The organism is Pseudomonas sp. NBRC 111131 (assembly GCF_001320525.1).
GTDB lineage: Bacteria > Pseudomonadota > Gammaproteobacteria > Pseudomonadales > Pseudomonadaceae > Aquipseudomonas > Aquipseudomonas ceruminis.
In genome coordinates this window covers 23,810-47,191 of sequence record NZ_BCBH01000038.1, presented here as the reverse complement: position 1 = coordinate 47,191, position 23,382 = coordinate 23,810, and the positions used below count along the sequence as shown (strand labels likewise).

At 63.5% G+C, this 23,382-nt stretch carries 26 protein-coding genes and 1 pseudogene; 13 read left to right on the top strand and 14 right to left on the bottom strand.

Annotated elements, in window-relative coordinates:
- Nucleotides 1-281: 281 nt before the first annotated feature.
- Nucleotides 282-491 (bottom strand): annotated as a pseudogene (locus APH34_RS24540) (cytosine permease); the annotation flags it as partial.
- Between the two features lie 225 nt (nt 492-716).
- Here APH34_RS24540 and APH34_RS24535 point away from each other — a divergent pair.
- From APH34_RS24535 to APH34_RS24520, 4 genes are all read left to right on the top strand, one after another.
- Entirely contained in the window at nt 717-1,604 is an 888-nt protein-coding gene (locus APH34_RS24535; protein ID WP_054903332.1) for an EamA family transporter, read from the top strand.
- 84 nt (nt 1,605-1,688) lie between these two features.
- Nucleotides 1,689-2,009, top strand: a complete 321-nt coding sequence (locus tag APH34_RS24530) for a YbjQ family protein (RefSeq protein ID WP_003253898.1) — start codon at nt 1,689-1,691, stop codon at nt 2,007-2,009.
- Nucleotides 2,010-2,146: 137 nt separating this feature from the next.
- On the top strand, nt 2,147-2,335 hold the full coding sequence (locus tag APH34_RS24525) for a hypothetical protein (RefSeq protein WP_054903331.1): 189 nt from the start codon (nt 2,147-2,149) through the stop codon (nt 2,333-2,335).
- A 141-nt stretch (nt 2,336-2,476) separates the two neighbouring features.
- On the top strand, nt 2,477-2,776 hold the full coding sequence (locus tag APH34_RS24520; protein WP_054903330.1) for a hypothetical protein: 300 nt from the start codon (nt 2,477-2,479) through the stop codon (nt 2,774-2,776).
- A gap of 47 nt (nt 2,777-2,823) precedes the next feature.
- On the opposite strand, the gene APH34_RS24515 is transcribed toward APH34_RS24520, so the two are convergent.
- Both APH34_RS24515 and ampC read right to left on the bottom strand, forming a co-directional pair.
- Nucleotides 2,824-3,156, bottom strand: coding sequence for a hypothetical protein (locus APH34_RS24515; protein WP_054903329.1), 333 nt, complete (start codon nt 3,154-3,156; stop codon nt 2,824-2,826).
- A 296-nt stretch (nt 3,157-3,452) separates the two neighbouring features.
- On the bottom strand, nt 3,453-4,601 hold the full coding sequence (ampC, locus tag APH34_RS24510; protein ID WP_054903328.1) for a class C beta-lactamase: 1,149 nt from the start codon (nt 4,599-4,601) through the stop codon (nt 3,453-3,455).
- A 118-nt stretch (nt 4,602-4,719) separates the two neighbouring features.
- Between ampC and APH34_RS24505 the strand changes: the two genes are divergently transcribed.
- Entirely contained in the window at nt 4,720-5,712 is a 993-nt protein-coding gene (locus APH34_RS24505; protein WP_054903327.1) for a bile acid:sodium symporter family protein, read from the top strand.
- Nucleotides 5,713-5,778: 66 nt separating this feature from the next.
- Here APH34_RS24505 and APH34_RS24500 read toward each other — a convergent pair whose 3' ends face one another.
- Together APH34_RS24500 and APH34_RS24495 are read right to left on the bottom strand one after the other, a co-directional pair.
- Complete coding sequence (locus tag APH34_RS24500) at nt 5,779-6,372, bottom strand: DUF4157 domain-containing protein (RefSeq protein ID WP_054903326.1); 594 nt, start codon at nt 6,370-6,372, stop codon at nt 5,779-5,781.
- Complete coding sequence (locus APH34_RS24495) at nt 6,359-6,922, bottom strand: TetR/AcrR family transcriptional regulator (protein ID WP_054903336.1); 564 nt, start codon at nt 6,920-6,922, stop codon at nt 6,359-6,361. Before APH34_RS24495 ends, APH34_RS24500 begins: the two co-directional genes overlap by 14 nt.
- Before the next feature lie 89 nt (nt 6,923-7,011).
- Here APH34_RS24495 and APH34_RS24490 point away from each other — a divergent pair, with 89 nt between their 5' ends.
- Together APH34_RS24490 and APH34_RS24485 are read left to right on the top strand one after the other, a co-directional pair.
- Nucleotides 7,012-7,743 (top strand): SDR family oxidoreductase, encoded by a 732-nt coding sequence (locus APH34_RS24490; RefSeq protein ID WP_054903325.1) that lies wholly within the window; start codon nt 7,012-7,014, stop codon nt 7,741-7,743.
- Nucleotides 7,744-7,771: 28 nt separating this feature from the next.
- On the top strand, nt 7,772-8,365 hold the full coding sequence (locus APH34_RS24485; RefSeq protein WP_054903324.1) for a 2-hydroxychromene-2-carboxylate isomerase: 594 nt from the start codon (nt 7,772-7,774) through the stop codon (nt 8,363-8,365).
- 50 nt (nt 8,366-8,415) lie between these two features.
- Here the strand turns inward: APH34_RS24485 and APH34_RS24480 are convergent, their stop codons facing one another.
- The 4 genes from APH34_RS24480 to APH34_RS24465 form a co-directional block, all read right to left on the bottom strand.
- Nucleotides 8,416-8,961, bottom strand: coding sequence for a cupin domain-containing protein (locus APH34_RS24480; RefSeq protein WP_027916793.1), 546 nt, complete (start codon nt 8,959-8,961; stop codon nt 8,416-8,418).
- A 79-nt stretch (nt 8,962-9,040) separates the two neighbouring features.
- Nucleotides 9,041-10,246 (bottom strand): MFS transporter, encoded by a 1,206-nt coding sequence (locus APH34_RS24475; RefSeq protein WP_054903323.1) that lies wholly within the window; start codon nt 10,244-10,246, stop codon nt 9,041-9,043.
- Nucleotides 10,247-10,331: 85 nt separating this feature from the next.
- Nucleotides 10,332-10,865 (bottom strand): cytochrome b, encoded by a 534-nt coding sequence (locus APH34_RS24470; RefSeq protein WP_054903322.1) that lies wholly within the window; start codon nt 10,863-10,865, stop codon nt 10,332-10,334.
- Nucleotides 10,862-11,908: a catalase family peroxidase gene (locus APH34_RS24465; protein ID WP_054903321.1), complete on the bottom strand. Its 1,047-nt coding sequence runs from the start codon at nt 11,906-11,908 to the stop codon at nt 10,862-10,864. The genes APH34_RS24470 and APH34_RS24465 overlap by 4 nt, the downstream gene beginning before the upstream one ends.
- Nucleotides 11,909-12,038: 130 nt before the next feature.
- On the opposite strand from APH34_RS24465, the gene APH34_RS24460 reads away from it, so the two are divergent.
- Nucleotides 12,039-12,560, top strand: a complete 522-nt coding sequence (locus tag APH34_RS24460; protein WP_054903320.1) for a sigma-70 family RNA polymerase sigma factor — start codon at nt 12,039-12,041, stop codon at nt 12,558-12,560.
- The gene (locus APH34_RS24455; RefSeq protein ID WP_054903319.1) at nt 12,557-13,309 is read left to right on the top strand and encodes an anti-sigma factor; all 753 of its coding nucleotides are present in this window, start codon (nt 12,557-12,559) and stop codon (nt 13,307-13,309) included. Before APH34_RS24460 ends, APH34_RS24455 begins: the two co-directional genes overlap by 4 nt.
- 139 nt (nt 13,310-13,448) lie before the next feature.
- On the opposite strand, the gene xthA is transcribed toward APH34_RS24455, so the two are convergent.
- Complete coding sequence (gene xthA / locus APH34_RS24450) at nt 13,449-14,261, bottom strand: exodeoxyribonuclease III (RefSeq protein ID WP_054903318.1); 813 nt, start codon at nt 14,259-14,261, stop codon at nt 13,449-13,451.
- 163 nt (nt 14,262-14,424) lie between these two features.
- Here xthA and APH34_RS24445 point away from each other — a divergent pair, with 163 nt between their 5' ends.
- Genes APH34_RS24445 through APH34_RS24435 form a run of 3 tightly spaced genes read left to right on the top strand, consistent with a single transcriptional unit; the run spans nt 14,425 to nt 20,540 of the window.
- Nucleotides 14,425-15,075: an N-acetyltransferase gene (locus APH34_RS24445; protein ID WP_054903317.1), complete on the top strand. Its 651-nt coding sequence runs from the start codon at nt 14,425-14,427 to the stop codon at nt 15,073-15,075.
- A gap of 51 nt (nt 15,076-15,126) precedes the next feature.
- The gene (locus tag APH34_RS24440) at nt 15,127-16,869 is read left to right on the top strand and encodes an autotransporter assembly complex family protein (protein WP_054903335.1); all 1,743 of its coding nucleotides are present in this window, start codon (nt 15,127-15,129) and stop codon (nt 16,867-16,869) included.
- A complete protein-coding gene (locus APH34_RS24435; RefSeq protein ID WP_082422880.1) occupies nt 16,866-20,540 on the top strand; it encodes a translocation/assembly module TamB domain-containing protein in 3,675 nt (1,224 codons plus the stop codon). The genes APH34_RS24440 and APH34_RS24435 overlap by 4 nt, the downstream gene beginning before the upstream one ends.
- Nucleotides 20,541-20,548: 8 nt before the next feature.
- On the opposite strand, the gene APH34_RS24430 is transcribed toward APH34_RS24435, so the two are convergent.
- From APH34_RS24430 to APH34_RS24415, 4 genes are all read right to left on the bottom strand, one after another.
- Nucleotides 20,549-21,106 (bottom strand): DUF2589 domain-containing protein, encoded by a 558-nt coding sequence (locus APH34_RS24430; RefSeq protein WP_054903315.1) that lies wholly within the window; start codon nt 21,104-21,106, stop codon nt 20,549-20,551.
- 106 nt (nt 21,107-21,212) lie between these two features.
- Complete coding sequence (locus APH34_RS24425) at nt 21,213-21,872, bottom strand: DUF2589 domain-containing protein (RefSeq protein ID WP_054903314.1); 660 nt, start codon at nt 21,870-21,872, stop codon at nt 21,213-21,215.
- Between the two features lie 67 nt (nt 21,873-21,939).
- Nucleotides 21,940-22,320: a Mor transcription activator family protein gene (locus tag APH34_RS24420; RefSeq protein WP_054903313.1), complete on the bottom strand. Its 381-nt coding sequence runs from the start codon at nt 22,318-22,320 to the stop codon at nt 21,940-21,942.
- 247 nt (nt 22,321-22,567) lie between these two features.
- On the bottom strand, nt 22,568-23,026 hold the full coding sequence (locus tag APH34_RS24415) for a hypothetical protein (protein WP_054903312.1): 459 nt from the start codon (nt 23,024-23,026) through the stop codon (nt 22,568-22,570).
- 152 nt (nt 23,027-23,178) lie between these two features.
- On the opposite strand from APH34_RS24415, the gene APH34_RS24410 reads away from it, so the two are divergent.
- Nucleotides 23,179-23,367, top strand: a complete 189-nt coding sequence (locus APH34_RS24410) for a hypothetical protein (RefSeq protein WP_003248064.1) — start codon at nt 23,179-23,181, stop codon at nt 23,365-23,367.
- Nucleotides 23,368-23,382 lie beyond the last annotated feature (15 nt).

The following is a 23,382-nucleotide window of genomic DNA, read 5'->3' as shown; positions in this document are numbered from 1 at the left end:
AATCTTTTCCAGCTCGGCGTCGAACAGCGCCGGGTCGGTGTAGAGGGAGGTGTGGACGCGGTCGGGCTGTACCAGCTCGGCCGGGTCGATCGCCAGGTTGACGGCGGGGATCAGGTTGCTCACGGGGGTCACCTATGCAGGATGATTTCTTATGTGAGCAACGCTAAAGGGCAGGGGGGAGGGGCTCAATGACAGGGGCGATCAATGTCGTTGCGTTTTTTGCAACGACTGGACCGGCGGGCTCAGATCGTTCGGCAACGGCCAGCCGCGCTCAAAGGGGGTTAGCGTGGCTCAGGCACGATCATGCGAGTCGGGGCCTCGTCGGCACGCCGCCGCGCTACCCAGTAATACAGCACGCTCGGCAGCATCAGACCGATCAGCCACGACACGTCCACACCGCCCAGGTGCGCAGCCATCGGCCCGGTGTACAGCTTGGTATCGATCAATGGCATCTGTACCAGCACGCCCACGGTATAGACACCGACGCCCGGCCAGAGGGCTCCGCTTCATTGTTTTTGTGTAAGGGTGATGGCCATTGGCGAGGCGTGCCACGCATGGCTGCACGGCGATATGAGCATGTCTATACAAGCAGGGTCAAGTGAAGGCTGAGGGCGACTGTTGCGCAAGGCTGGCCCGCAACTGTGCCGGTCCTGTGTCAAGAATTGGCCTTATGCTGTAACGAAATATGTCTAGAACGCCGGAAGAAGGAAGTCGCAATGCCGCTCAAGGATCTGCTGATCGCCCTGGTGGTGATTGTCGCCTGGGGAGTCAATTTCGTGGTCATCAAGGTCGGCCTGGATGGCCTGCCACCGATGCTGCTGGGGGCGTTGCGCTTTACGCTGGTCGCGTTTCCGGCGGTGCTGCTGGTCAAGCGGCCCAAGTTGCCCTGGCGCTGGCTGATTGCCTATGGTGCAACCATCTCCCTGGGCCAGTTCGCCTTCCTGTTCCAGGCCATGTACAGCGGCATGCCGCCTGGGCTGGCGTCGCTCGTGCTGCAATCCCAGGCCTTCTTCACCCTAGGGTTTGCTGCGCTGTTTCTGGGTGAGCGGTTGCGCCTTGCCAGCGTGCTTGGTTTGCTGGTGGCGGCCAGCGGTCTGGCACTGATCGGCAGTGAGGACAGCGGCCATGTGCCGATCGTGGCGCTGCTGCTGACCTTGTGCGCCGGGGCCATGTGGGGCATGGGCAACATCATCACCCGGCGCTTTGGCTCCGTGGACCTGGTGGCGCTGGTGATCTGGGGCGGGCTGATCCCGCCGCTGCCGTTCCTGGCGTTGTCGTGGTGGCTTGAGGGCCCGGAGCGTATCGGCCATGCGCTGGCCAACATTGGTTGGAGCTCGGTACTGGCGCTGATCTACCTGGCGTTTGTGGCCACCATGCTGGGCTACAGCCTGTGGAGCAAGCTGCTGTCGCGCCATCCTGCGGGCAAGGTCGCGCCGTTCTCGTTGCTGGTACCCGTCATTGGCCTGAGCTCGTCGGCCTGGCTGCTGGGTGAACGGCTGACCGCTGTTCAAGGGTGGGGGGCGTTGCTGGTGATGCTCGGGTTGCTGGTCAATGTGTTCGGGCCGAAGCTGGGGCAGCGCTTGCGCGCGGCGAGTGCGCAGTAGGGGCCCTGCGCGGGCGGGATTACCCGCGAAGAAGCCGGTGCTTTGTTAGACTTGGGCTCTTTTGCCAAGCCAACGGAGCATCCGATGATCATCTCCACCACCAGCCAGCTCGAAGGCCGCCCGATTGCGGAATATCTTGGCGTCGTCAGCTCAGAATCGGTGCAGGGCATCAACTTCGTGCGTGACTTTTTCACACGGTTTCGCGATTTCTTCGGCGGGCGTTCCCAGACCCTGGAGAGCGCGCTGCGCGAGGCCCGGGAGCAGGCCACCGAAGAACTCAAGGCGCGGGCACGGCAGTTGCAAGCCGATGCGGTAGTGGGCGTCGATTTTGAAATCAGCATGCCTTCGGTGCAGGGCGGCATGGTCGTGGTGTTTGCCACCGGTACGGCCGTGCGCTTGAAGTGATGCCATGTTGCCACTGGTCGGCTCTGGAAGTTTCGGCCGAGCAGTCCGCAAATGACCGGCTAGTCTCATTTTCACAGGCCGCGTTTTCCAGGCAAGCGAGTTCTTGCCGACGCGTCGCCACTGGAGGGAGACAGGGCATGAGCGAGTCCTTTTTCGAAGACATGAATGAGGCGTTTCCGATCAACAGCCAGGTGCGTTGCGGTCAGGCGGCATTTCGCCTGGGTTTTGCCCACATGACGCTGGACGATTCGGAACAACTGCAGCCGGCACACCTGCAGCGCGCCAAGAAGGGCCGATTCACCCCTCGGGTTCCACCGAAAAAGTGAACCCGCTCACACAACCCCGCCGAACGGCGGGGTTTTTGTTGGCCTTGCTTGATCCTGCTCATGGTAACGGTGGGTCGCGCTCGCCGAATCAACGCCGTTGTGGTTTTCTGCGCGCATCTCAGAAAAGGAGGATTGATTTCCATGCGAGTCAGGGAAGAAACCTATTGGCGTTGGGCCGATGCGCATTTGCATAGCCGCAGCCACGATGAAGCACTGAGTGACGGCACTACCTTCGACGTGCAGGTCCGCCTGTCGCGGCTGGGTGCCACGCAACTGTTCCTTGGGCTGTACGGGAAGGACGGCAAGGCGCTGGTGGAGGAGTATTACCCGTCACGGCCAGGCGAAACCATGACCCGTGCGCTGGTGTGGGGCGTCGACCGGGCCAGGGCGCTGGCGACCGGGGCACTGGCATTGCCGCAAAGGCAGCGCCGGCAGGCATGAAAAAGCCCGGCCTACAGGGGGCCGGGCTCAGGAAGTGGTGCAATCGCTCAGTTGAGCGGATCGATCACCTTGATTGCCTGCCGCTCACGGGCGGCCGGCCATTCTTGTTGCAGGGTCTGCAGCACACGGCCGACGAACTCGGTGTCGGCGGCAGCCTTCTTGCCGACGTAGCCCTGGCCGCGACGGTAGACCTTGAAGCGGGCGCGCATGCTGGGCAGGTGCGCTTCGAATTCATCTTCGACAGTGTTCGGCGGCAGGCGGTCGAGACGCACATCGCCGGTCTGGTTTACCCACAGCAGGTGGTCGTCGAGGCTGTCCTTGCGTGCGGCGAACAGTTCGGCCAATTGATCGATTGTGGGATTGTTGTTCAAGTTCATCATAAAGCCCCCATTACCCATTCGTTGGTGATTTTCACAGTTGGCGCCACAGTTTGTAGCGCTCTACCAAGGCTGCTACAGCAGCATCGCAACAGGGGCTTTCTCACGCTGCCTTTTGGACAGTTCCCTCTCCACGAACGGCCTGCGTTACCGCGCAGGCCGTCTGGAATACCCTTGCCACCGCTCCCGATCGGGGAGACGGCTTCATCATGCCCAAGGGCGAGGAATGGCGTCAACCGTTTTGTAGTGAATATTTTCAACCACTACATCTTGTCGGACAATCCTGCCGAGACCGCCTTTCAATGGTCAAGGCTGGAGAGAATCTGGTACGCGGCACGCACCCGCGCTTCATTGGGATAGTTGCGGTTGGCCAGCAGGACGATCGCCCGGTTTTCAGACGGAATGAACGCGGCGTAGACGCCGAAACCGCTGGTTGAACCGGTCTTGTTGTACCAGGCTTCGGGCAGTGCAGGCAGTGCCGGGGTCAAGCGCTGGGTGGCTTGCGGCTCTTGGATGAGCCGGGGGCTGTTGCCATCTACCAGGGTGGCGAGCGCTGCGGGGTAGGGGTAGCGCTCCCAGCCCAGGCCTTGGGTCATGGCCCCCACCTGGAAGTAGCCGGACTGGGTGATGGCGGTCGCGTTGCGCAAAGCCGGTGAGAGCTCGGCCGGCTGCATGTGCAGGCGCACATAGCGCAGCAGGTCGGTCGCGCTGGTCTTGATGCCATAGGCTTCGTCGGCATAGGGCCCAGGGCTCACCCGCACCGGGCGGTTCTGCGCGTCGTAGCCTTGCGCGTACAGGCCCTGTGCGCTTGCCGGTACTTGCAGGTACGTGTGCTTCAGGCCCATCTGCGGCAACAGGCGCTGGGCCATGAGTTCCGCGAATGGCCGGTGCTGCGCCCGCGCTGCCAGATCACCGAACAACCCCAGGCTGGGGTTGGAGTAGCAACGCTGGGTGCCGCGCTCGGCACGGGGCTTCCAGGTACGGAAGAAGTTCAAGGTCTGCTCGGCGGTCTGCACCGCATCGGGGAACTGCAACGGCAGGCAGTCGGCGCTGTAGACCCCCAGCTCGAGCACGCTGGCCTCGCCCAAGGGCGTGCCTGCGAGGGCGGGTTGATAGCGCCTGGCCGGGGCCTCCAGATCGAGCTTGCCCTCGGCGCTGGCCAGCGCGGCGAGTGTGGCCGTGTAGGTCTTGCTCAGCGAACCGATTTCAAACAGGGTATCGGCGGTGACGGCCGTGTGGTCGTCCTTGCTGGCCACGCCATAGGTGAAGTAGTGCGCTTGCCCATTCGCGTACACGGCCACGGCCATGCCGGCGATACCTTGCTCCTGCATCAGCGGGGGGATGATCTCGTCTACCCGGCCCTGCAATGGATCGGCCGCGTGCGCGGTGGTGGCGCATGAAAGCAGTGCAGTGGTGAAGGCGAACGAGGCAAGGCGGGTGTGCGGCATGCAGGGGTCCTTATCAGGAGGTGTCCGTTGAGCGACACCGGTGGGGGTTCCGGCGTTAGCAGGAAAAGGCCACAGACCTTATCGTCTGGCCTTGCATAACGACAAGATGGAATCTGCTATGAAGTATGTGCGCATGTTGTTCGACAACTTCACCTTGGCCTTGCTCGGGGTGGTGTTCATTGCGACCGTGCTGCCCTGCTCGGGCGACGGCGCGGTGTATTTCGGTTGGCTGACCAACCTGGCCATTGGCCTGTTGTTCTTCCTGCATGGCGCGAAGCTGTCGCGCGAAGCGATCATCGCAGGTGCCGGGCACTGGCGCCTGCACTTGCTGGTGTTTTCCTGCACCTTTGTGCTGTTCCCGTTGCTGGGCATGGCCTTCAAACCGCTGTTCGTGCCGCTGGTGGGCAACGAGCTGTACCTGGGCGTGCTGTACCTGTGTGCCTTGCCAGCCACCGTGCAGTCGGCCATCGCCTTTACTTCGCTGGCACGGGGCAATGTGCCAGCAGCCATCTGCAGTGCAGCCGCCTCGAGCCTGATCGGCATCTTCCTGACCCCGCTGCTGGTGTTGATGCTGCTCGGTGCCAACGGTGATACTGGTTCGGGCCTGGATGCGGTACTGAAGATCACCCTGCAACTGCTGGTGCCTTTCGTCGCCGGGCAGATTGCGCGGCGCTGGATTGGTACCTGGGTCAAGAACAATGCACGCTGGCTGAAGCTGGTGGACCAGGGCTCGATCTTGTTGGTGGTATACACCGCGTTCAGCGAAGCGGTGGTCACCGGCCTGTGGCACACAGTATCGCCGCAGCATCTGGCGGGGTTGTTCGTGGTATGCGGCATTCTGCTGGCCGTGGTGTTGTACGGGACGCGCCTGCTGGGCAACGTGCTCGGCTTCAGCCTGGAAGACCGCATCACCATCCTGTTCGCGGGCTCCAAGAAGAGCCTGGCTACGGGGGTGCCGATGGCGCAGGTGTTGTTCGTGGGTAGTGGAATAGGGGCGATGATCCTGCCGCTGATGCTGTTCCACCAGATCCAGTTGATGGTGTGCGCGGTGCTGGCGCAGCGCTATGCCAGCAGGGAAGAGGCGGGTGAGGAGGCTGCTGCGTCCTCCTGAGTTCCTTGAATCGCTTGTGCAGGCCTTGCGCGGCGGCGAAGTTATCCGTGAAAAGGCCTGTACAGGCTAGCGGGCCTGCCCGGAGCGGCGTTCGCGCAGTGCCTTGCGCACCTCTGCTTCGACCTGGTATGCCGGCCCTTCCAGCTCATCGTAGTTGCGCGTGTAACGGCTGGCGAACCCATCCACCCCCAACGCTTGATACTGCTCTACGTGCTTGAGCTCGTGCGCCCACAGTGCCACGTTGTCCTCAGCGTCGCTTGCGTGGCGGAAAATGATCGTGTCGATCAGCGTCACTGCGTTCACATCCGGGTTTTGCAGCATGGCGTTGGCGGCACTGAGCTGCTGTTCGTCGCCGACTCGGTAGCGTGCGGCATCCAGCACGGCAAAGTCGTACCAGGGCTCGAGCTGCGCACGAATATGCAGGGGCATCGGCGCGCTGCCGCTGGCTGTCGCTTCGTCGCGGGCCTGGCGAAGGGCATAGGCCAGGCTACTGGAGGCCATTACCTGAACATCCTCGAGCACCCGCCCTGCCTGGCCAGGGTCGACCGGTGCACAGAAACAGGCCATCAGGCAGACCTGATATTGCCCAGGTGGGCAGGCCGGCTCGGCGGACACCGCCGCGCTCGACACCAGTGCCAGCAGCAGGCTAGCACCCCTCATTCAGCGCCCTCTCGGCAAACCTGCGGTTGGCCTCCAGCAGTTGGGATTGCACACCCTCGCTGGCCAGCATGCGCCCGACCAGCAAGGCCCCGACGCACTGGCTGATCAACACCCAGGCCAGTGCGTCATCTTCCAGGGTCCTGCTCCAGGCGGCGTGCAGGCTGACCAGCCAGTGCTCGGCTTCCTCGCGCACCGGCCGGCCGCCTCGGGCAATTTCCACGCCCAAAGGTGGCAGCGGGCAGCCGCCTTCAGCATTGTGCAGGTGGGCCAGGCTCAGGTACTGCTGCAAGCAGCGGCCCAGACGCTCGCGGCTGGCACCCTGGTTAGCCAGGCGGGCCAGAGGGCTGTTGCTCAACTCCTGACGGACCACTTCAGTAAACAGGTCGTCCTTGGACGGAAAGTGGTTGTAGAAAGCGCCGCCGGTCAGGCCAATGGCCTTCATCAGCCCGGCGACGCCGGTGCTGGCAAAGCCGCCGCGTTTGGCCAGCGCGCCGCTGCTGGCCAGCAACTTGTCACGGGTCTGCTGCTTGTGTTCGCTGGGATAGCGCATGCAAAAACCTCTACGCACTGGCTTGACGATGGCGACGATCATAACATAGCGTTCGTTTACTAAACGATCATTCATCAATGGAGGCGCGCATGGCAGAACAACAAAAAGTGGTGCTGGTGATCGGTGCAGGGGACGCTACCGGCGGCGAGATCGCCAAGCGGTTTGCCCGTGAGGGGTACATCGCCTGTGTTACCCGCCGCCAGGCCGACAAGCTGCAGCCGCTGGTCGATGAGATCCGGGCGGCAGGTGGCCAGGCCCATGGCTTTGGCTCGGATGCGCGCAAGGAGAACGAAGTCGCCGAACTGGTCGATACCATCGAACGTGAGATCGGCCCGATCGAAGCGTTTGTGTTTAATATCGGTGCCAATGTGCCCTGCAGCATTCTTGAAGAAACCCCGCGCAAATACTTCAAGATCTGGGAAATGGCCTGCTTTGCCGGCTTCCTCACGGCACAGGCAGTAGCGCGGCGCATGGTTGCCCGCGAGCGCGGCACGATTCTGTTCACCGGCGCCACTGCCGGCACCCGCGGTGCGGCCGGCTTCGCGGCCTTCGCCGGGGCCAAGCATGGCTTGCGCGCCTTGGCCCAGAGCATGGCGCGGGAGCTGGGGGCAAGGAATGTGCATGTTGCCCACGTCGTGGTGGACGGCGCCATCGACACGGCTTTCATCCGCGACACGTTCCCCGAGCGCTATGCCCTCAAGGACCAGGACGGCATTCTCGACCCTGCGCACATTGCTGACAGTTACTGGTTCCTGCACGCGCAGCCGCGTGACGCCTGGACATTCGAACTGGACCTGCGCCCGTGGATGGAGCGTTGGTAAGCGCTGACTCATCAAAGGAGTGTGATGCATGAGCAAGACTGTCGAATTTTTCTTCGATCTGGGCAGCCCGGCCAGCTACCTGGCCTGGACCCAACTTCCCGCCCTGTGCGCCCGTCATGGTGCCACGTTGCGCTACCGGCCACTGTTGCTGGGTGGGGTGTTTCAGGCCACGGGCAATGCTTCGCCGGCGATGATCCCAGCCAAGGGGCGTTACATGTTCACCGACCTGGGGCGCTTCGCCATACGTTATGGCGTGCCATTCGGCCTGCCGCCGGGTTTTCCGATCAATACCCTGGCCTTGATGCGGGGTGTGATCGGCATGCAGTTGCGTTCGCCGGAACGTTTCGAAGCTTTGTTGGCGGCATTGTTCAACGGGCTTTGGGCGCAACGCCGTAACCTGGCGGATGCTGCAGTGCTGGCGCAAGTGTTGGGCGAGGCGGGGTTTGACCCGGTGCAGTTACACGCCTTGGCGGCTGATCCTGACGTGAAGGCGGCGCTCAAGCAGGTGACAGAAGAGGCTGTGGAGCGCGGCGTGTTTGGCGCGCCGACCTGTTTCGTCGAGGGGCAGATGTACTTCGGCCAGGACCGCCTGGATTTCGTCGAAGAGGCGCTCAGGCACTAACAGCAATGGCCTCTTTGCGGGTTCAAGAGGCCGTCAGGCTCAACGCCGGTTCAGAAATTCGCCGGGGTATTGGCGCTGATGATCTCGGCCTCGTCCTGGCCAATGTTCTTGAAGCTGTGGGGCAGGGTGGTGGGTATGTAGTAACCGTCACCCGAGTTGAGGATGCTCACCTGGCCATCGACCCACAGCTCCACGGTGCCACGGGTAACCAGGCCGCATTCCTCGCCTTCGGCATGCACGATAGGCTCACCAGAGTCGGCACCGGGTGCATACAGCTCGCGCAACATGCGCATTTGCCGCGCCTCGACACTGGCTCCGACCAGCAGCATGCGCAGGCCGTTGCGGCCTAGGTCTGGCTGTTCGCTGGCGCGAAACACGAAACGCTCTTCCCGCACTGGCTCGTCGAAGCTGAAGAACTCCGCCAGGGTCATGGGTATCCCTTCGAGCAATTTTTTAAGGGAACTGACCGAAGGGCTGACGCGGTTCTGCTCGATTTGCGAGATCGTCGAGTTGGTCAGCCCGCTGCGGCGGGCCAGTTCCCGTTGGGAGAGGTTGTTGCGTTCACGCACCAGTTTGAGTCGTGTCCCGGTGTCCATAGCCGCCTTGTAATTAGAGGTGTTAAAAATAATGGGCGACGCATTAAAACACACTCTGCACGCTTGCGCGCTGTGCTTGTCAGGCGCGTGGTTCACGCGGCATCGGCCACAGCCCGACCAGCAGCAACAGCAGTGCCACCGCCAGGAACGGCAGGCGCGGGTCGAGGGCGTAGACCAGCGTGCCGGCCAGCGGCCCGATGACTGCGCCCATGCCTTGTGCGGCACCGATGGAGCCTGCGGTGGCACCTTGTTCACTCGCCTGCATGGCATTGGCAGCCAGTGCCGAGAACGCTGGGAACACGAAGCCCATGCCGGCGGCGGCGACAAAATAGCAACTCCAAAGCCCCGGGGCGCTGGTGGACAGCGCGCCAGCGGCGAAGCCCAGGGCGGAAATACTGGCGCCGACGCGGATCATTTTCAGCGGCGGCCATTCCAGTTGGCGCAGGATCACCTGGGACAGAATCAGTGCTACCCCCACCGTGGTCAGGGCGATGCCTGCAGCCTGAGCAGCCTCGGCCGGCTGCAGATGCAGGCGATCGAGGGCAAAGAAGCCGACGATGATCTGCGACACGGTCACGCTCAGCATCGCGCTGAAGGCCACCAGCAGAGGGCGGCGCAAGCGAGGGTCGCTCAGGCGCACCGGGCTGGGCGCGTGGCTGATGGCCAGGGGGTGTGGCTTGAGCTTGAACAGCAGGACCAGAAACGCGCTGGCCGGTAACAGGGACATCACATGGAACGGCAGGCTCAGGCTGTGCCGTGCCAGCAGCGCCGCCAGCGCCGGCCCCAGTACCAGGCCGACGGCATTGGCCGCACCCAGCGAGGCCATGGCCCGGGCCCTGTGTTGTGGCCCGACATGGTCGGCGATCAAGGCATTGCAACCCACCGGTATTGCGGCGTAGAAGGCACCGATGCAGCCGCGCGCGAGCATCAGCCCGACAAAGGCAAGGGTCGCTCCCGGCAACCAGCGCAGGGCACCCTCGACGAACAGGCACAGCAACCAGTAGGCCAGGGTGAAGCCGGCACTGCCCAGCAGCAGGACGCGCCGACGCCCCAGGCGATCGGCCGCCCGGCCCCATGGGCGGGCCAGCAGCACCCAGACCACACCGGCCACGGTCACCGCCGCGCCGGCTTGCCAGGTGGCCATGCCCAGCAGGCGTGCGATGGGCCCGATCAAGGCAACGAAGGCCATCATCGACATGGTGCAAGCCATGTTGGCGAGCAGCAAAGGGCGCAGGTCCAGGGTGCTGGCAGGGGTGAGGGTGGCAGGGTCCTTTGCGACATTCATGGGGCAGTCCAGGGCAGGTAAGCGGAAGTCATTCAGATTAATGAGAACTCTTATCGTTTGTCGAGCCTGCCCTGGGCCATCGCCATCAGTCGCTGCCGCGCAGGGGGCCTGGCCACATGCTACGCAACACGCCATCACGGCGCACCAGCGCATGCATCAGTGCCGCACCCAGATGCACCACAACGGTTGCGAACAGCAGGTAGCCGGCCCAGCCATGGGCTTGGCGCAGCACGGCGTAGAGCTGCAGATCGTGGGGTGCGATCGCCGGCAACTGCAGCGGCCGCGGATACCCGCCGGCCGAAAGCATTGCCCAGCCCAGCAGCGGCATGGCCAGCATCAGCCCATAGAGCAACAGGTGCGAGGCGCCCGCAGCGATGCGCTGCAACGCTGGCAGGTCGTGGGGGAGCGCAGGGTGGGGCAACGTCAGTCGCATGCCGATGCGCACGATCACCAATACCAGCAGCGCCAGGCCGGTGGCCTTGTGCAGCTCGACCAGGGTGGGGTGACGCAACGACAGGTCGCCCACCATGCTCACGCCAATGAACAGCATGGCCACGATCAGTATTGCCATCAGCCAGTGCAGCAAGCGCGCCAATGGGTGGAAGGCTTCAGGTTTCATGGGTGGGCTCCTGCGCCGAGGGATTCGCGGCTGCGGCGGTTGAAGGATTCCGAATAGGCCGCCGAACGGGCGGCGAGGATCGGGTCATCGGACGCTTGAATGCCACGGGGCAGGATCAGCGGGTCGAAGTTCAGGTCACGGCAGGCGCCTTGCTCGGGGGCATCCACTTGTTCGATGACCAAGGTGCCAGCATCGACGCTGCGGCGCTCGGCGGGCCAGGGGCGCGCCGGGTCATCCTGCGCGTCACCGGGGTCAGCGAGGACCAGGCGTAGGGTCCAGCGCAGTGGGCCCTGGGCCAGGCGCTGTTGCAGGTCATGTTGCAGGAACTGCTTGTCGTCGACCTGGCCGGGCAGGGCAGCGAATGGCGTCTGTGGCTCAAGCTGCCACCGCACCGGGTGGGCATTGCCGCCGGCATCGATCAGGCGGAAAGCATTGATGCTGTGGTATTGAGTGCTGGCGAAGCTGTCGCTGGGTTTGTAACTGGCGGCCCATTGGCGAAATGCCGCACTTTCAGGATGGGCGGCAAAGAACGCCTGCATTTTTGCCGGGTCCGGTTTGCCGGTGGCCGGGTCCGGTGCGCCTGCCAGTACCTGGTCGTAGAACCCTTCTGGCGTGCTCACTGCCAGCACCGGCGGGTTGTTCATCCCGGTGCGCCAGACCTGGCCGTCGTCAGTGCTCAACTGGATCGCCAGGCTGCGGACCGGGACGGCCGTATCGGGTGCGAACGGGTTGGCACCGCCAATGGCAAAGCGGCCGATCACCGGCACGTGCTGCTGGCTGAATGCGCGCGCCGTCGACAGTGCAGCGGCTTGGCCGCTGGGTTGGAAGTAGCCACTGACGCACAGGCCCTTGGCGTGGTTCTTGCGATAACCCGGATAGTGGCCGGCCTGTGCTTCGAAGGTGTCGATGATGCGCTGCGGGGTCAGTTGCGGCCCGTCGATCCAGCCAGCGGCATAGGCAAAGCCTGCGCCAAGGGCCAGCATCACGGCGCCGATGCCGGCCAGGCGCAGGGCCTTGGCTGGCCCGTGCAAGGGTGCATTCATGGTGTGCGTCCGGTTCAGTGAAGATGCGGGTACGACGGGGCAGGTAAAAACTTATTCCACCGGCGGGAATAGATTTTCTTGCCAGGCGTCTGCCCCCTACACTGACCACCCCAGAGCCCGGTACCTTGCCATGCATGATCTGGATGAACAGCAATGGCGCGAATTGCTGCAGCGCCTGCGCCGCTTTGCCTTGTGGCTGACACGTGAGCCCGGCAGCGCCGATGACCTGGTTCAGGGCACTGTCGAACGTGCATTGAGCCGCAGCAGCCAGCAACGCGACGCCGAGGCGCTGCGTGCCTGGTTGTTCACCATCCTTTACCGGCTGTTTCTCGACAGCAAGCGCCGTGATCGCCTGCATGCTCGTTGGCTTTCCTGGTTCGGCCGCGCCGAACGTGAGGAGGAGGCGGTCGGGGACAGTGTCGAGACCATCGTCCTGGCCCAGGCCGATCTGCAAGCGTTTGCCCTGCTGTCGACCGAACAGCGTGCCTTGCTGTTGCTGGTCAGCGTCGAGGGGTTGAGCTACAAGGAAGCCGCTCAAGCCATGGGAATTCCCATTGGCACGGTCATGTCGCGCCTTTCGCGCGCCCGTGCCGCCTTGCGTGAACTGACCGAGGACAGCCCACAGCCCCCTGCCTTGCGGAGACTCAAATGACCCATCTGATACCCAGCGAGCACGAGCTGCATGCCTATGTCGATGACCGGCTCGAACCTAGCCGTCGTGCCGAAGTACAAGCCTGGCTGGCGGCCAATCCGCAGGAGGCGCTGCGCCTTGAAGCCTGGCGCAACGATGCCCGGCGCCTGCGGGCGGCGTTGGCGGGTTTCGGTGAACAGCCGGGCAGGCTCCAGCTCGAGGTGTGGCATGTGCAACGGCGCTTGCGCCAACGACGGCAGCGGCGCCTGGCCTCGGTGGCGGTGCTGCTCCTGGCCATGGGGGTGGGCGCGCTCGGCGGCTGGCAGGCGCGGCAGGTCACCTTGGCGGGCAATGACCTGCCCATGGCTGATGCCGTCCAGGCCCATCGGCTGTTCGCCGACAGCCAAGCGCTGGATATCCAGGCCAGTGACCCGGCGCAGTTGCGCGATTGGCTGGGCAGGCATTTTAACCGTGTAGGTCAACTGCCTGATCTTGGCGTCTACGGCTTCCAGCCGGTAGGCGCGCGCCTGCTGAGCAACGAGCAGGGGCCGGCGGCGTTGCTGGTGTTCCAGGATCGCAGGGGGCAGCGCATTAGCCTGTTCCTGCGTTCACCCGGTGAACACTATGAGCGTATGCCACAGGGGCAGCGGGTAGACGGGCAGCTGGAGGCACGTTACTGGACGCATGGGGCGTACAACTTTGCCTTGGTCAGTGCAGCGGACGATGTGCGCGGGGCAGGGGTGGGGGAGGCATTGCGGCTGGGGCTGTAGTGTTTTGTGCGGGGCTGGCGAACAGTGCTCAATGCCCTGGAGGCCGAGCGCCGAAGGCGCAGGGTTCGACCTCAAGGGCACCACCGGCATGAAGGCATGCCTCTGGCTGCCCTCATGCACTTTCACACCGTGAGCATTCTCAGCTCAGCTCAAGCCAGATCGGTGCATGGTCCGAAGGCTTTTCCATCGCCCGCAGCTCGTAATCCACACCTGCCGCCTTGATACGCGGTACCAGGCCCTGCGAGGCCATGATCAGGTCAATGCGCAGGCCGCGCTTGGGTTCGTCCTCGAAGCCGCGGCTGCGGTAGTCGAACCAGCTGAAGCGGTCGGCGACGTCCGGGTGCAGGTGGCGGAAGCTGTCCACCAGGCCCCAGCCCTTGAGGCGCTCCATCCACTCCCGTTCTTCAGGCAGGAAGCTGCACTTGCCGGTCTTGAGCCAGCGTTTGGCATTGTCCGGGCCGATACCGATGTCGCAGTCCTGGGGCGAGATATTCATGTCGCCCATGACCAGCACGGGCTGGTCATTGCTGAACTGACCTTCGAGCAGCGCCTGCAGGTCGCTGTAGAAGCGCTGCTTGGCGGGGAACTTGGTGGGGTGGTCGCGGCTTTCGCCTTGGGGGAAGTAGCCGTTCATGACCGTGATCGGCGTGCCGTTGGCATCGGCGAAAGTGCCCCAGATGAAACGGCGCTGCGCGTCTTCTTCATCACTGGCAAAGCCTTTGAACAGGCTCAGCGGTGCCTGGCGGGACAGCAGGGCAACACCGTAATGGCCCTTCTGGCCGTGGTAATGCACGTGGTAACCCAGCGCTTCGACGTCGGCCAGGGGAAACTGATCGTCGCTGACCTTGGTTTCCTGCAGGCCGATCACGTCCGGCTGGTGCTTTTCGATCAGCGCCGCCAGCTGGTGCGGGCGGGCTCGCAGGCCGTTGATGTTGAAACAGACGATCTTCATGGAAAGACAATCCTGATAAAAGGCCGGATGCTAGCCGACATCGGCCGTCATCACCAGCGTGGCAGCTTTGCCAAGGCGCTGCTAACGTGCAGGCTGGGGTGAACGATGCGCAGCGGAGCACCCTCCAAGGCACTGTATGCCCATTCCAGGAGGACCTCTCGCAATGCCCGAAGCCACTGCCGCCCAAGCCCGCATCTGCTCGCTCGATGACGGCTACAGCCGCGAGGCACGTTCGCTGCTGTACCACGCCTACCGCAACGAACCGACCTTTGCCTATATCTTCGAAGCTCAGCGCCCGGGCTATGAGCGCCGCTTGCGGGTGATGGTGCGCGAATGGGTCCGTCAGCATTTCTATCTGCAACTGCCGGCCATTGGCCTGTTGCTGGACGATCGCCTGATTGCCCTGGCGTTGATCGTGCCCCCGCAACGCCGGCTGGGCGTGGCTGACAGTTGGGCATGGCGCCTGCGTATGCTGCTGGGCACCGGCCAACGCTGCACCCGGCGCTACATGGACTACCAGGCAGCGCTGGCCAGTTGCTTGCCGACGGACCAGGTCCATATGCTGCCGCTGCTGGGGGTGCACCCGCAGTTTCGTGGGGCCCACTACGGCGAACAGTTGTTACAGGCGGTGCACGACTGGTGCGCGCAAGACCCCAATACCCAAGGGGTGGTGCTGGACTCGGGCAATGAGCATTACCTGGCGTTTTACGAGCGCCAGGGCTATCAGGAGATAGGCGAGGTGGCGGTAGGCCCCATCAGAGAGCGGGTGTTCTTTCATCCCAACCCGGAGTCCTCCATGCCCACAATCGCTTGAAGGGCCGCCAGACGGCTCCCTTGAGCGTCTCGCTCTGGTAGCATGCGCCGCATGACGTATTCAGGAAGACTAACCTGGGGCCTGGTTTTCTGGGCCGCCAGTTTCGCAGCATGGGGCCAGAGCGAGTTGCTGGTGCAGGTAAAACCGGCCAACAAGGCGCTCAAGGCCAATGTCGAAGGCTATATCGGGAGCCTTGGAGACCGCGACGAAGAGGCGCTATTGCGCTTCAGCCGCGGGGCACAGGAGCAGGCGCGCAAGGCTGCGCAGGCACTTGGCTACTATCAGGCGCAGATCGACACTGAGGTCAAGCCGCCCGCCAAGGCCGACCAACCTCCACAACTGATCATCCGTATCGACCCAGGGGAGCCCATCCGCTTGCGTAACGTGACCGTGCGCATCGAAGGGCCGGCCAGCGAGATGAAGGCCTTTCGCGTGCCGGACAGCAAAGCCCTGCGCCCGGGTGAGCCGCTCAACCATGGGCTGTACGAGGACGCCAAGCGGCTGATCCAAAACCAGGCGTCGCGCTACGGGTTCTTCAGTGGGCGCTTCAGCCGACAGCGGCTGGCGGTCGACCCGCAGGCCGGGGTGGCTGATATCGAGCTGGTCTATAACAGCGGCCAGCGCTATCGCCTTGGCGCGGTCAGGTTCAGTGGCGACACGCCGTTGGACGAAGACCTCTTGCAGCGCATGGTTTCGTTCAAGCCTGGCACCCCTTACGATTCGGAACTGATCGCCGAACTCAACAACGACCTGCAATCGAGTGGCTATTTCGAAGGCGTGCGTGTCGATGCCGCACCCACCGCCGCCGTGGCCGAAGAAATCCCTGTGGACGTTCGCCTCGACACGCGCAAACCGCGGACCATGGGCCTTGGCCTGGGTTTCTCCACCGATGTCGGCCCGCGCGGCAAAGCCAACTGGACACGCCATTGGGTCAACCCCCAAGGCCACAGCTATGGCTGGGAAGCCGAACTGTCGGCGCCGCGGCAGAACGTTGGCCTGTGGTACGACATACCGCTCGATCCGCCGCTGACCGACAAGCTGCGGTTCGCCGGTGGCTACCAGAACGAAGAAATCGCCGGCACCGATACCCTCAGCAAGCTGCTCACCGTTGGCCCGGAGTGGCACAGCAAGCTGCCCAGCGGCTGGCAGCGGGTGATTTCACTCAAGTACCAGCGCGAAGAATATCGGCTGGGTGACGATTCGGGCCTGAGCAACCTGTTGATGCCGGGCATAAGCTTCTCCTACCTGCGCAGCGACAACCGCATTGACCCGCACAACGGCTACCGCCTGCAGTTCGACACCCAGGTGGCCAAGGAGGGGGTGGTGTCGGACACCAACTTGCTGCACGCCAATGTGCTCCTCAAGGGCCTGACCACCCTCGGCCACAACCACCGTTTCCTGGGCCGGGTGCAGTTCGGTGGCAGCGCCACCAACGGCTACAAGAACAACATACCCCCCTCGCTCCGCTTCTTTGCCGGTGGTGACCAGAGTGTGCGTGGTTACGACTACCAGACACTGTCGCCCAAAAACAGCGATGGCGACCGCATCGGTGGCCGTTATCTGGTGGCAGGCAGCGTCGAGTACCAGTATTCGTTGACCGAAAAGTGGCGGGTGGCGACCTTCGTCGACCAGGGCAATTCGTTCAACACCCTGGAACTGCCTAGCCTCAAGACCGGGGTGGGTTTTGGCGTGCGCTGGGTTTCGCCGGTCGGGCCATTGCGCCTGGACCTGGCCAAGGCCCTCGATGACGACGGCGGTATTCGCCTGCACTTCTCCATGGGGCCCGAGCTGTGATGCGTGTGTTCAAATTCGTGCTGGTCGGCGTGCTCTGCAGCGTGCTGCTGGTGATGCTGGCTGTAGGCTTGCTGCTGGGCACCGAGGGCGGCAGCCGTTGGGCGCTTGCGCGCGTACCGGGGCTGCAGGTCAACGACTTTCAGGGCCGCCTGGCAGGCCGCTGGCAGGCCAGCCAGCTGAGTTGGAGCGACGGTGCCAGCCGCGTGCAAGTGCAAGCGCCGCTATTGAGCTGGTCGCCTGGCTGTTTGTTGCGGGCCACGCTGTGCATCGACCAACTGCATGCCCAGCGCATCGACATGGCCTTCGCGCCCAGCGATCAGCCCGCCGACAGCGGCCCAGTGCAACTGCCGGTACTGCGCTTGCCCGTGGCCATCGAACTGGGTGAACTCAAGGTCGGCCAACTGCGTCTGGACGGCAGTGACGTGCTGGGTGATTTGCATTTGGCTGCCCACTGGACTGCCGCGGGGCTGCGGGTCGACAGCCTGCAATTGCAACGCGATGACCTGCGGGTCGATGTGCAGGGCAATGTGCAGCCAGAAGGCGACTGGCCGCTGCAGCTTCAGGGGCAGGTACAGTTGCCGGCAGTGCAAGGCCAGGCCTGGCAGCTGGCATTGACCGCCACAGGAGAATTGCACAAGGCCCTCGAGCTGGATGCAACCAGCAGCGGTTACCTCGACGCCCGGCTGACCGGCCAGGTACAGGCCCTGGCCGAGCACCTGCCGGCAACGCTCCACATTCGCGCCGACGCGTTCAAAGCAGCGGCCTCGCTGCCCGATACATTGCAGCTCAATCAGCTCAAGCTCGATGCCACAGGCGACCTGCTCAACGGCTATCGATTGTCTGGCAGTGCCAGCTTGCCTGCTGAACAGGCACCGATCGCCCTGGCCCTCACGGGCAAGGTCGATGCCAAAGGGGCGCAACTGGATGCCCTGGACCTTTCTGCCAGCGACAGCCAGCGCGTCAAGCTGCAGGCCAGCGCCGACTGGCAGCAAGGGTTGACCGCCGACGCGCGGGTCGACTGGCAGGACTTCCCCTGGCTGCGCCTGTATCCGCTGGAAACGCCGCCAGACGTTACGCTCAAACGCTTCGATGCCCAAGTGCATTACCGTGATGGTCATTACCAAGGTGCTTTCAATGGTGACCTCGACGGCCCGGCGGGGGCATTTACCCTGGCCAGCCCGTTCGAAGGCGACTTGAGCCAGGTGCGTCTGCCGCAGTTGGCCCTGACCGCTGGGCAAGGAAAGGCGGTCGGCAGCGTTGAAGTACGCTTCGCCGATACGCTGGCCTGGGACGTTGATCTGCAGTTGTCGGCACTCGACCCCGCTTACTGGCTCGCAGGGCTGCCTGGCACATTGGCAGGCCCCTTGCGCAGCAAGGGTGAAATGAAAGGGGAGCAGCTCACGCTAGAGGCGCAATTGGACCTCAAGGGCCGTCTGCGTGGGCAGCCGGCGGTGTTCAAGGTGCAAGCGCAAGGTGCCGGGCAGAACTGGACCCTCGGCGCGCTGGCGGTGCAGTTGGGCGATAACCGTATCAATGGCAGCGGTAGCCTGCAGCAGCGGTTGGCCGGGCGTGTCGACCTCGACCTGCCGCGCCTGGGGCAGCTGTGGCCCGGGCTGCAGGGCCAGGCCAAGGGGCGCCTGGATGTAAGCGGTACGCTGAAGGCCCCGCAAGGCACCCTGACGTTGCAGGGGCAGCAACTGGCGCAGGAGCAGAACCGTATCCAGCGGCTGGACCTGGATGCCCGCCTGGACAGCGCCCAGCGTGGCGTGATCGACCTCAAGGCCACTGGCATCCGCCTGGGCGATACGGTACTGGGCACCTTGCGCACCAACGGCAAGGGCGATATCCGCCAGCAGGCATTGACGCTGGCACTCGACGGCCCGCAGTTGAAGCTCGACCTTGGTCTGGATGGCCAACTGAACAAAGGTGACTGGCGTGGCCGTCTGGCCAGCGGCAGGGTCCAGGCCGGTGGCCAGGATTGGCAACTGCAAGCGCCTGCCCGCCTGCAACGCCTGGCCAGCGGTCAGATAGATTTCGGAACCCACTGCTGGCGTTCTGGCCAAGCCAGCCTGTGCGGCGATGACCAGCGCCTGGCGCCAGAGCCGCGCCTGCGTTATCACCTCAAGCAGTTCCCCCTCGATAGCCTGGCGCAGTGGCTGCCCAAGGATTTTGCCTGGCAAGGGCTGCTCAACGCTGATATCAACCTGGACATTCCAGCCAGCGGCCCCAAAGGCACCGTTGCGGTCGACGCCAGTGGCGGCACCCTGCGGGTACGTGACAAAGGGCGTTGGGTCGACTTCCCCTACCAGGCCTTGCGCCTGGACAGCACCCTGGCGCCACGCCGGATCGATACTCGCCTGGCGTTCCGGGGTGAGCGCCTGGGGACGCTGAGCGTCAATACCCGGCTCGACCCGTTGGGCAAGGATAAGCCGCTGTCCGGCGATTTCAGCCTGGCCGGCCTGGACTTGTCGATTGCTCGGCCATTCGTGCCCATGGTCGAGCGGCTGGCCGGGCAGTTGAATGGCGACGGCCGGTTGTCCGGCACCTTGCTGGCCCCGCAGGTCAACGGCAGCCTGAGCCTCAAGGGTGGCGAAGTCAGTGGTGCCGAGCTACCAGTGAGCGTGCAGGACCTGTCGCTGCAAGCCTTGATCGCGGGCGAACAGGTGCAGCTTGACGGCAGTTGGCGCAGCGGTGAAGCGGGGCGCGCTACGTTGGCGGGGCATGTAACCTGGGGTCAGGCCTTGGGCATGGACGTGCGCGTGCAGGGCCAGCAGTTGCCGGTCACCGTCGAACCCTACGCAACGCTCGAGGTGGCGCCCGACCTGAACCTGCGTCTGATCGATGACAAGCTGGCGGTGATAGGCAAGGTACGCGTGCCCAAAGGCAAGATCACGGTGCGCGAACTGCCGCCGTCGACGGTAAAGGTGTCGGACGACACCGTTATCGTTGGCCATCAAACCGAGGAGGGCAAGGCACCCATGGCGATGGCCATGGACATCGATGTGGAGGTAGGACAAGACAAGCTGTCGTTCAGTGGCTTTGGCCTGAGCGCCAACCTGCTCGGCCATGTGCACATCGGCGACAACCTCGATACCCGTGGCGAACTGAGCCTGGCCGATGGCCGCTACCGGGCTTATGGCCAGCGCCTGACCATTCGCCGGGCGCGCCTGCTGTTCGCCGGGCCTCTCGACCAGCCCTACCTGGATATCGAGGCCATCCGCAAGGTCGATGACGTGATCGCCGGCATCCGCCTGAGCGGCAGCGCCGAGCAACCCACCACCCAGGTGTTCTCGGAGCCGGCCATGAGCCAGGAGCAGGCGCTGTCCTACCTGGTGTTGGGGCGCCCGTTGGGCACCTCGGGCGAGGACAACAACATGCTGGCCGAGGCAGCGCTGGGGTTGGGCCTGGCAGGCAGCGCCGGGATCACCGGCAGCCTGGCGTCGAGCCTGGGGATCGATGATTTCCAGCTCGACACCGAAGGCTCTGGCGATAGCACCAGCGTGGTCGCCAGCGGTAACCTGACCGAAAAGCTCAGCCTGCGTTACGGCGTAGGGGTGTTCGAGCCGGCCAACACCATCGCATTGCGCTACAAACTGAGCAAAAAGGTGTACCTGGAGGCAGCCAGCGGCTTGGCGAGCTCGCTGGATATCTTCTACAAACGGGACTTCTGAAGTTGCCGTCACCGCACGGTGGCGGCTTCGACGAACTCGTTGGTATCGTCGGCAGGCGGCGTGGCGGGCCTGTGGAGGGGCGTGATCAGTTTGGTGTACTCCTCGATCAGGCGGTTCAGTGCCTCGGGCGGTTCGCTGGCGTGAAACTGCATGCGAATCTGCACTTCGTCGGGATCGCGCGCATCGCCCTGGCGGCCCTGCGCGCCGATCGTCACCTTGAAGCTGGCGGCACCGGCCTGTTCGTTTTCGGCCTGCAGCGCTTGTAGCGCTTGTGTGCCATTGACCCGTACGGAAAGGTCGACCTGCATACGCTCAAGGGCCAGGCCCTTGGGCGATACCAGCGCGAACAACGGGACGCGCATCACGTGATTGTCGTCCATGGCGACCTCTACCATCTTGGCTTTCATGGGGCTGCCAAGCATCTGCGGGTCGATGTCGAAGAACTGGTCGAAAAGGTTGATGTACTGCTGGGCAATCAGGCTGTTGGTCGCCGCAGCGGCCTCTTGCAAGCCGCGGGTGATGTCTCGCAGGTCTATCGCGGTCATGGGGGCAGGGTGCTTGTCCAATCACTTGGCTCCTCGGTGCGGAAGATACCCCACTGTTGCCAGCGGGGCGGTCATGGCGAAATTGAGGTACTGCCAAGAGCATTCAGCTCAACACGCAGGCATGCTCTCAAGGCTCCGTTCTGGCCTCTCGCGAAGGGGTGTTTGCGGTGATGCCGTTCAAGGTATCGGCCTGGGAAATCTGCCCCTGGCTCTGCAGCGCGGCGCCTTCGACAACCGTCGGTTTGGTGGCTGCCTCGGTGAGGAAATCGATCACCCTCATCACGGCCTCGGGCGGCTCCTGGCGGCGCAATGTGGTCTTGAAGGCATAGCGGGCCCGGGTATCGGTCTTGCGGGTCTGCGTCGACTTGTGGCTGATACTGCCTTTCATGTCCAGCTTGAACGGACCCCAGCCCAACGAGGCGGAAACCTCACCACTTTTGGCGGACTCAGTGAAGTCCTCGGCGGCCTGGCTGATGGTCAGTTCGAACTCGACGTTACCTTCATCGATGACGATGTTCGGGTGGGTGATGGCCGCCATCAGCGGCACCTTCATGGTTTTGCTGACGATGCCTTTGTATTCGCCCTGTTCGTTGACGATGGTTTCGTCGTAGTCGAACTGGATGGCAACGGCCTTGCCATCCTGTACGCAGACCTGCATGAGGAAGTCTGCATAGGATTTGCTGGCAGTGACCTGTGCCTGGACCATGGCTTGAAGGGGCCCGGCAATCATCCGGTCCATGGGCAAGGCATTGATGACGGATCCGATCAGGCTGTTGTCGATAGACATAGCGGGATTCTCTTTATGTGGGTGTGTCAGGGAGGTGGCTGCCAGGGGCAGACACGGTTACAAGTCGTCAGCGAGCGCAGGGCTCCTGGCGACGGATATTGCCGATCTGGCGAAGGCTCAGGCCGTACTTGTCGGCCAGCAGGCTGCGGGACAAGCCATCGGCGCTTTCTTTCTGGATTTGCAGGTTGCGCAACTGCCGCAGGAAGTGGTCTGCCTTGGGGATTTCCAGGGCTACGCCGGCAAAGCGCTTGATCAATGCGTCCAGTGCTTCAGCGGGGAGTACGTCGGCGAGCTTGGTGCGCTCGCGGTGCTTGGGGATGTACTTGGGCCTGCCACCGTAGGCACAGGTCAGCTGGTAGGCGTTTTCAATACCGATGCATTCGATCAGTGCTTGCAGCGAATGCGGCAGTTGGCTGATGTCGATGGTGCTGAGATCTGGCAATTCCATATGAGACTCCCTCGCGGTAATGAGGCGCGATACGTTGCCAGCGGCGATGTGCCGTTGGCGTGCCGGAATTGTCAGTGAGCGGGGAATCTCGTCGCTAGGCGCCAAGTGGGCTGGCGCCTGTAGTTTCGGTGAGCAGGGCTTGCAGGCAGCGAGCTCACCGGATGTAGGACATCGCTTCAGGCATGCCCTGCAGGCCCTGATTTCTCATAAGGTCGCTTTTCCATCAGGTATCTGGGTGCCTGTACCCTTAGTCGCACGGATAGCTGATCATCAAGCTTGCGCTACCGAGGTAGGCGCGGGCTGAGTTGGCCATGTTTTGGGGGAGGGTGCGCCAGTCGACCATCAGGCACAGTGCGCTTAGGGAGCGCTCATCGGACATACCGATGACCAGGCCCGGGAAACGGCGGCGATACAGTGCGAGTGTTTTGCCCCGGGCTTCGACCTGATCAGCCTGGGCCAAGGTTTCGTAAGCCAGCTTCGGCAGTCGCGGTTGCGCGACCGTGAAATGCGCGTGCCGGGGGTTGTGGTGCAGGTGGCCGGCTGCGCGGGTTCGTTGCCATAACTGTTGCCACTGGCTGGCGCCGGCATGAGTGGCCAGGTCGCTGCCCAGGTTCAAGAGTTGCTCCGACGGTATCTGCCGGGTATCCAGGGCGTGGACGGGACCCAAGGGCAGGCATAACAGAAAGAGCAGGGCGTGTTTGAGCATGGTGCCTCCAGCATGGGCGGTAGGAACCCCCAATGCTTTCAGGCCTGATGCGCCACGCTAAGCAGGAAATGCAGCGCCGAAACCCATGGGCGTTGTATCATTGCCGCGGCTTTTTGCCAGCCATTTGCCCCTGATGTAGCAAGGAACCTTCGATGACACATGTGCAGCGCCTCAAATATTCACTTCTGATCATCCTGGTGGTGCTGGGCCTTATGCTGGGCCTGTCCCATCTGCAGAAGCAGGGCACGATCAGTGAGCAGACCTTCCAGATGCTGGCCATTGCCATTGCGGTGGTGGTTGTAGTGATCAACGGCATTCTGCGACGCAAGGTCAAACCCTGACCTTGTTGGCCGGCC

Coding starts and splice junctions, on each gene's coding strand:
- APH34_RS24535 (WP_054903332.1), top strand. CDS start 717: ATGCCGCTCAAGGATCTGCTGATCGCCCTGGTGGTGATTGTCGCCTGG.
- APH34_RS24530 (WP_003253898.1), top strand. CDS start 1,689: ATGATCATCTCCACCACCAGCCAGCTCGAAGGCCGCCCGATTGCGGAA.
- APH34_RS24525 (WP_054903331.1), top strand. CDS start 2,147: ATGAGCGAGTCCTTTTTCGAAGACATGAATGAGGCGTTTCCGATCAAC.
- APH34_RS24520 (WP_054903330.1), top strand. CDS start 2,477: ATGCGAGTCAGGGAAGAAACCTATTGGCGTTGGGCCGATGCGCATTTG.
- APH34_RS24515 (WP_054903329.1), bottom strand. CDS start 3,156: ATGATGAACTTGAACAACAATCCCACAATCGATCAATTGGCCGAACTG.
- ampC (WP_054903328.1), bottom strand. CDS start 4,601: ATGCCGCACACCCGCCTTGCCTCGTTCGCCTTCACCACTGCACTGCTT.
- APH34_RS24505 (WP_054903327.1), top strand. CDS start 4,720: ATGAAGTATGTGCGCATGTTGTTCGACAACTTCACCTTGGCCTTGCTC.
- APH34_RS24500 (WP_054903326.1), bottom strand. CDS start 6,372: ATGAGGGGTGCTAGCCTGCTGCTGGCACTGGTGTCGAGCGCGGCGGTG.
- APH34_RS24495 (WP_054903336.1), bottom strand. CDS start 6,922: ATGCGCTATCCCAGCGAACACAAGCAGCAGACCCGTGACAAGTTGCTG.
- APH34_RS24490 (WP_054903325.1), top strand. CDS start 7,012: ATGGCAGAACAACAAAAAGTGGTGCTGGTGATCGGTGCAGGGGACGCT.
- APH34_RS24485 (WP_054903324.1), top strand. CDS start 7,772: ATGAGCAAGACTGTCGAATTTTTCTTCGATCTGGGCAGCCCGGCCAGC.
- APH34_RS24480 (WP_027916793.1), bottom strand. CDS start 8,961: ATGGACACCGGGACACGACTCAAACTGGTGCGTGAACGCAACAACCTC.
- APH34_RS24475 (WP_054903323.1), bottom strand. CDS start 10,246: ATGAATGTCGCAAAGGACCCTGCCACCCTCACCCCTGCCAGCACCCTG.
- APH34_RS24470 (WP_054903322.1), bottom strand. CDS start 10,865: ATGAAACCTGAAGCCTTCCACCCATTGGCGCGCTTGCTGCACTGGCTG.
- APH34_RS24465 (WP_054903321.1), bottom strand. CDS start 11,908: ATGAATGCACCCTTGCACGGGCCAGCCAAGGCCCTGCGCCTGGCCGGC.
- APH34_RS24460 (WP_054903320.1), top strand. CDS start 12,039: ATGCATGATCTGGATGAACAGCAATGGCGCGAATTGCTGCAGCGCCTG.
- APH34_RS24455 (WP_054903319.1), top strand. CDS start 12,557: ATGACCCATCTGATACCCAGCGAGCACGAGCTGCATGCCTATGTCGAT.
- xthA (WP_054903318.1), bottom strand. CDS start 14,261: ATGAAGATCGTCTGTTTCAACATCAACGGCCTGCGAGCCCGCCCGCAC.
- APH34_RS24445 (WP_054903317.1), top strand. CDS start 14,425: ATGCCCGAAGCCACTGCCGCCCAAGCCCGCATCTGCTCGCTCGATGAC.
- APH34_RS24440 (WP_054903335.1), top strand. CDS start 15,127: ATGACGTATTCAGGAAGACTAACCTGGGGCCTGGTTTTCTGGGCCGCC.
- APH34_RS24425 (WP_054903314.1), bottom strand. CDS start 21,872: ATGTCTATCGACAACAGCCTGATCGGATCCGTCATCAATGCCTTGCCC.
- APH34_RS24420 (WP_054903313.1), bottom strand. CDS start 22,320: ATGGAATTGCCAGATCTCAGCACCATCGACATCAGCCAACTGCCGCAT.
- APH34_RS24415 (WP_054903312.1), bottom strand. CDS start 23,026: ATGCTCAAACACGCCCTGCTCTTTCTGTTATGCCTGCCCTTGGGTCCC.
- APH34_RS24410 (WP_003248064.1), top strand. CDS start 23,179: ATGACACATGTGCAGCGCCTCAAATATTCACTTCTGATCATCCTGGTG.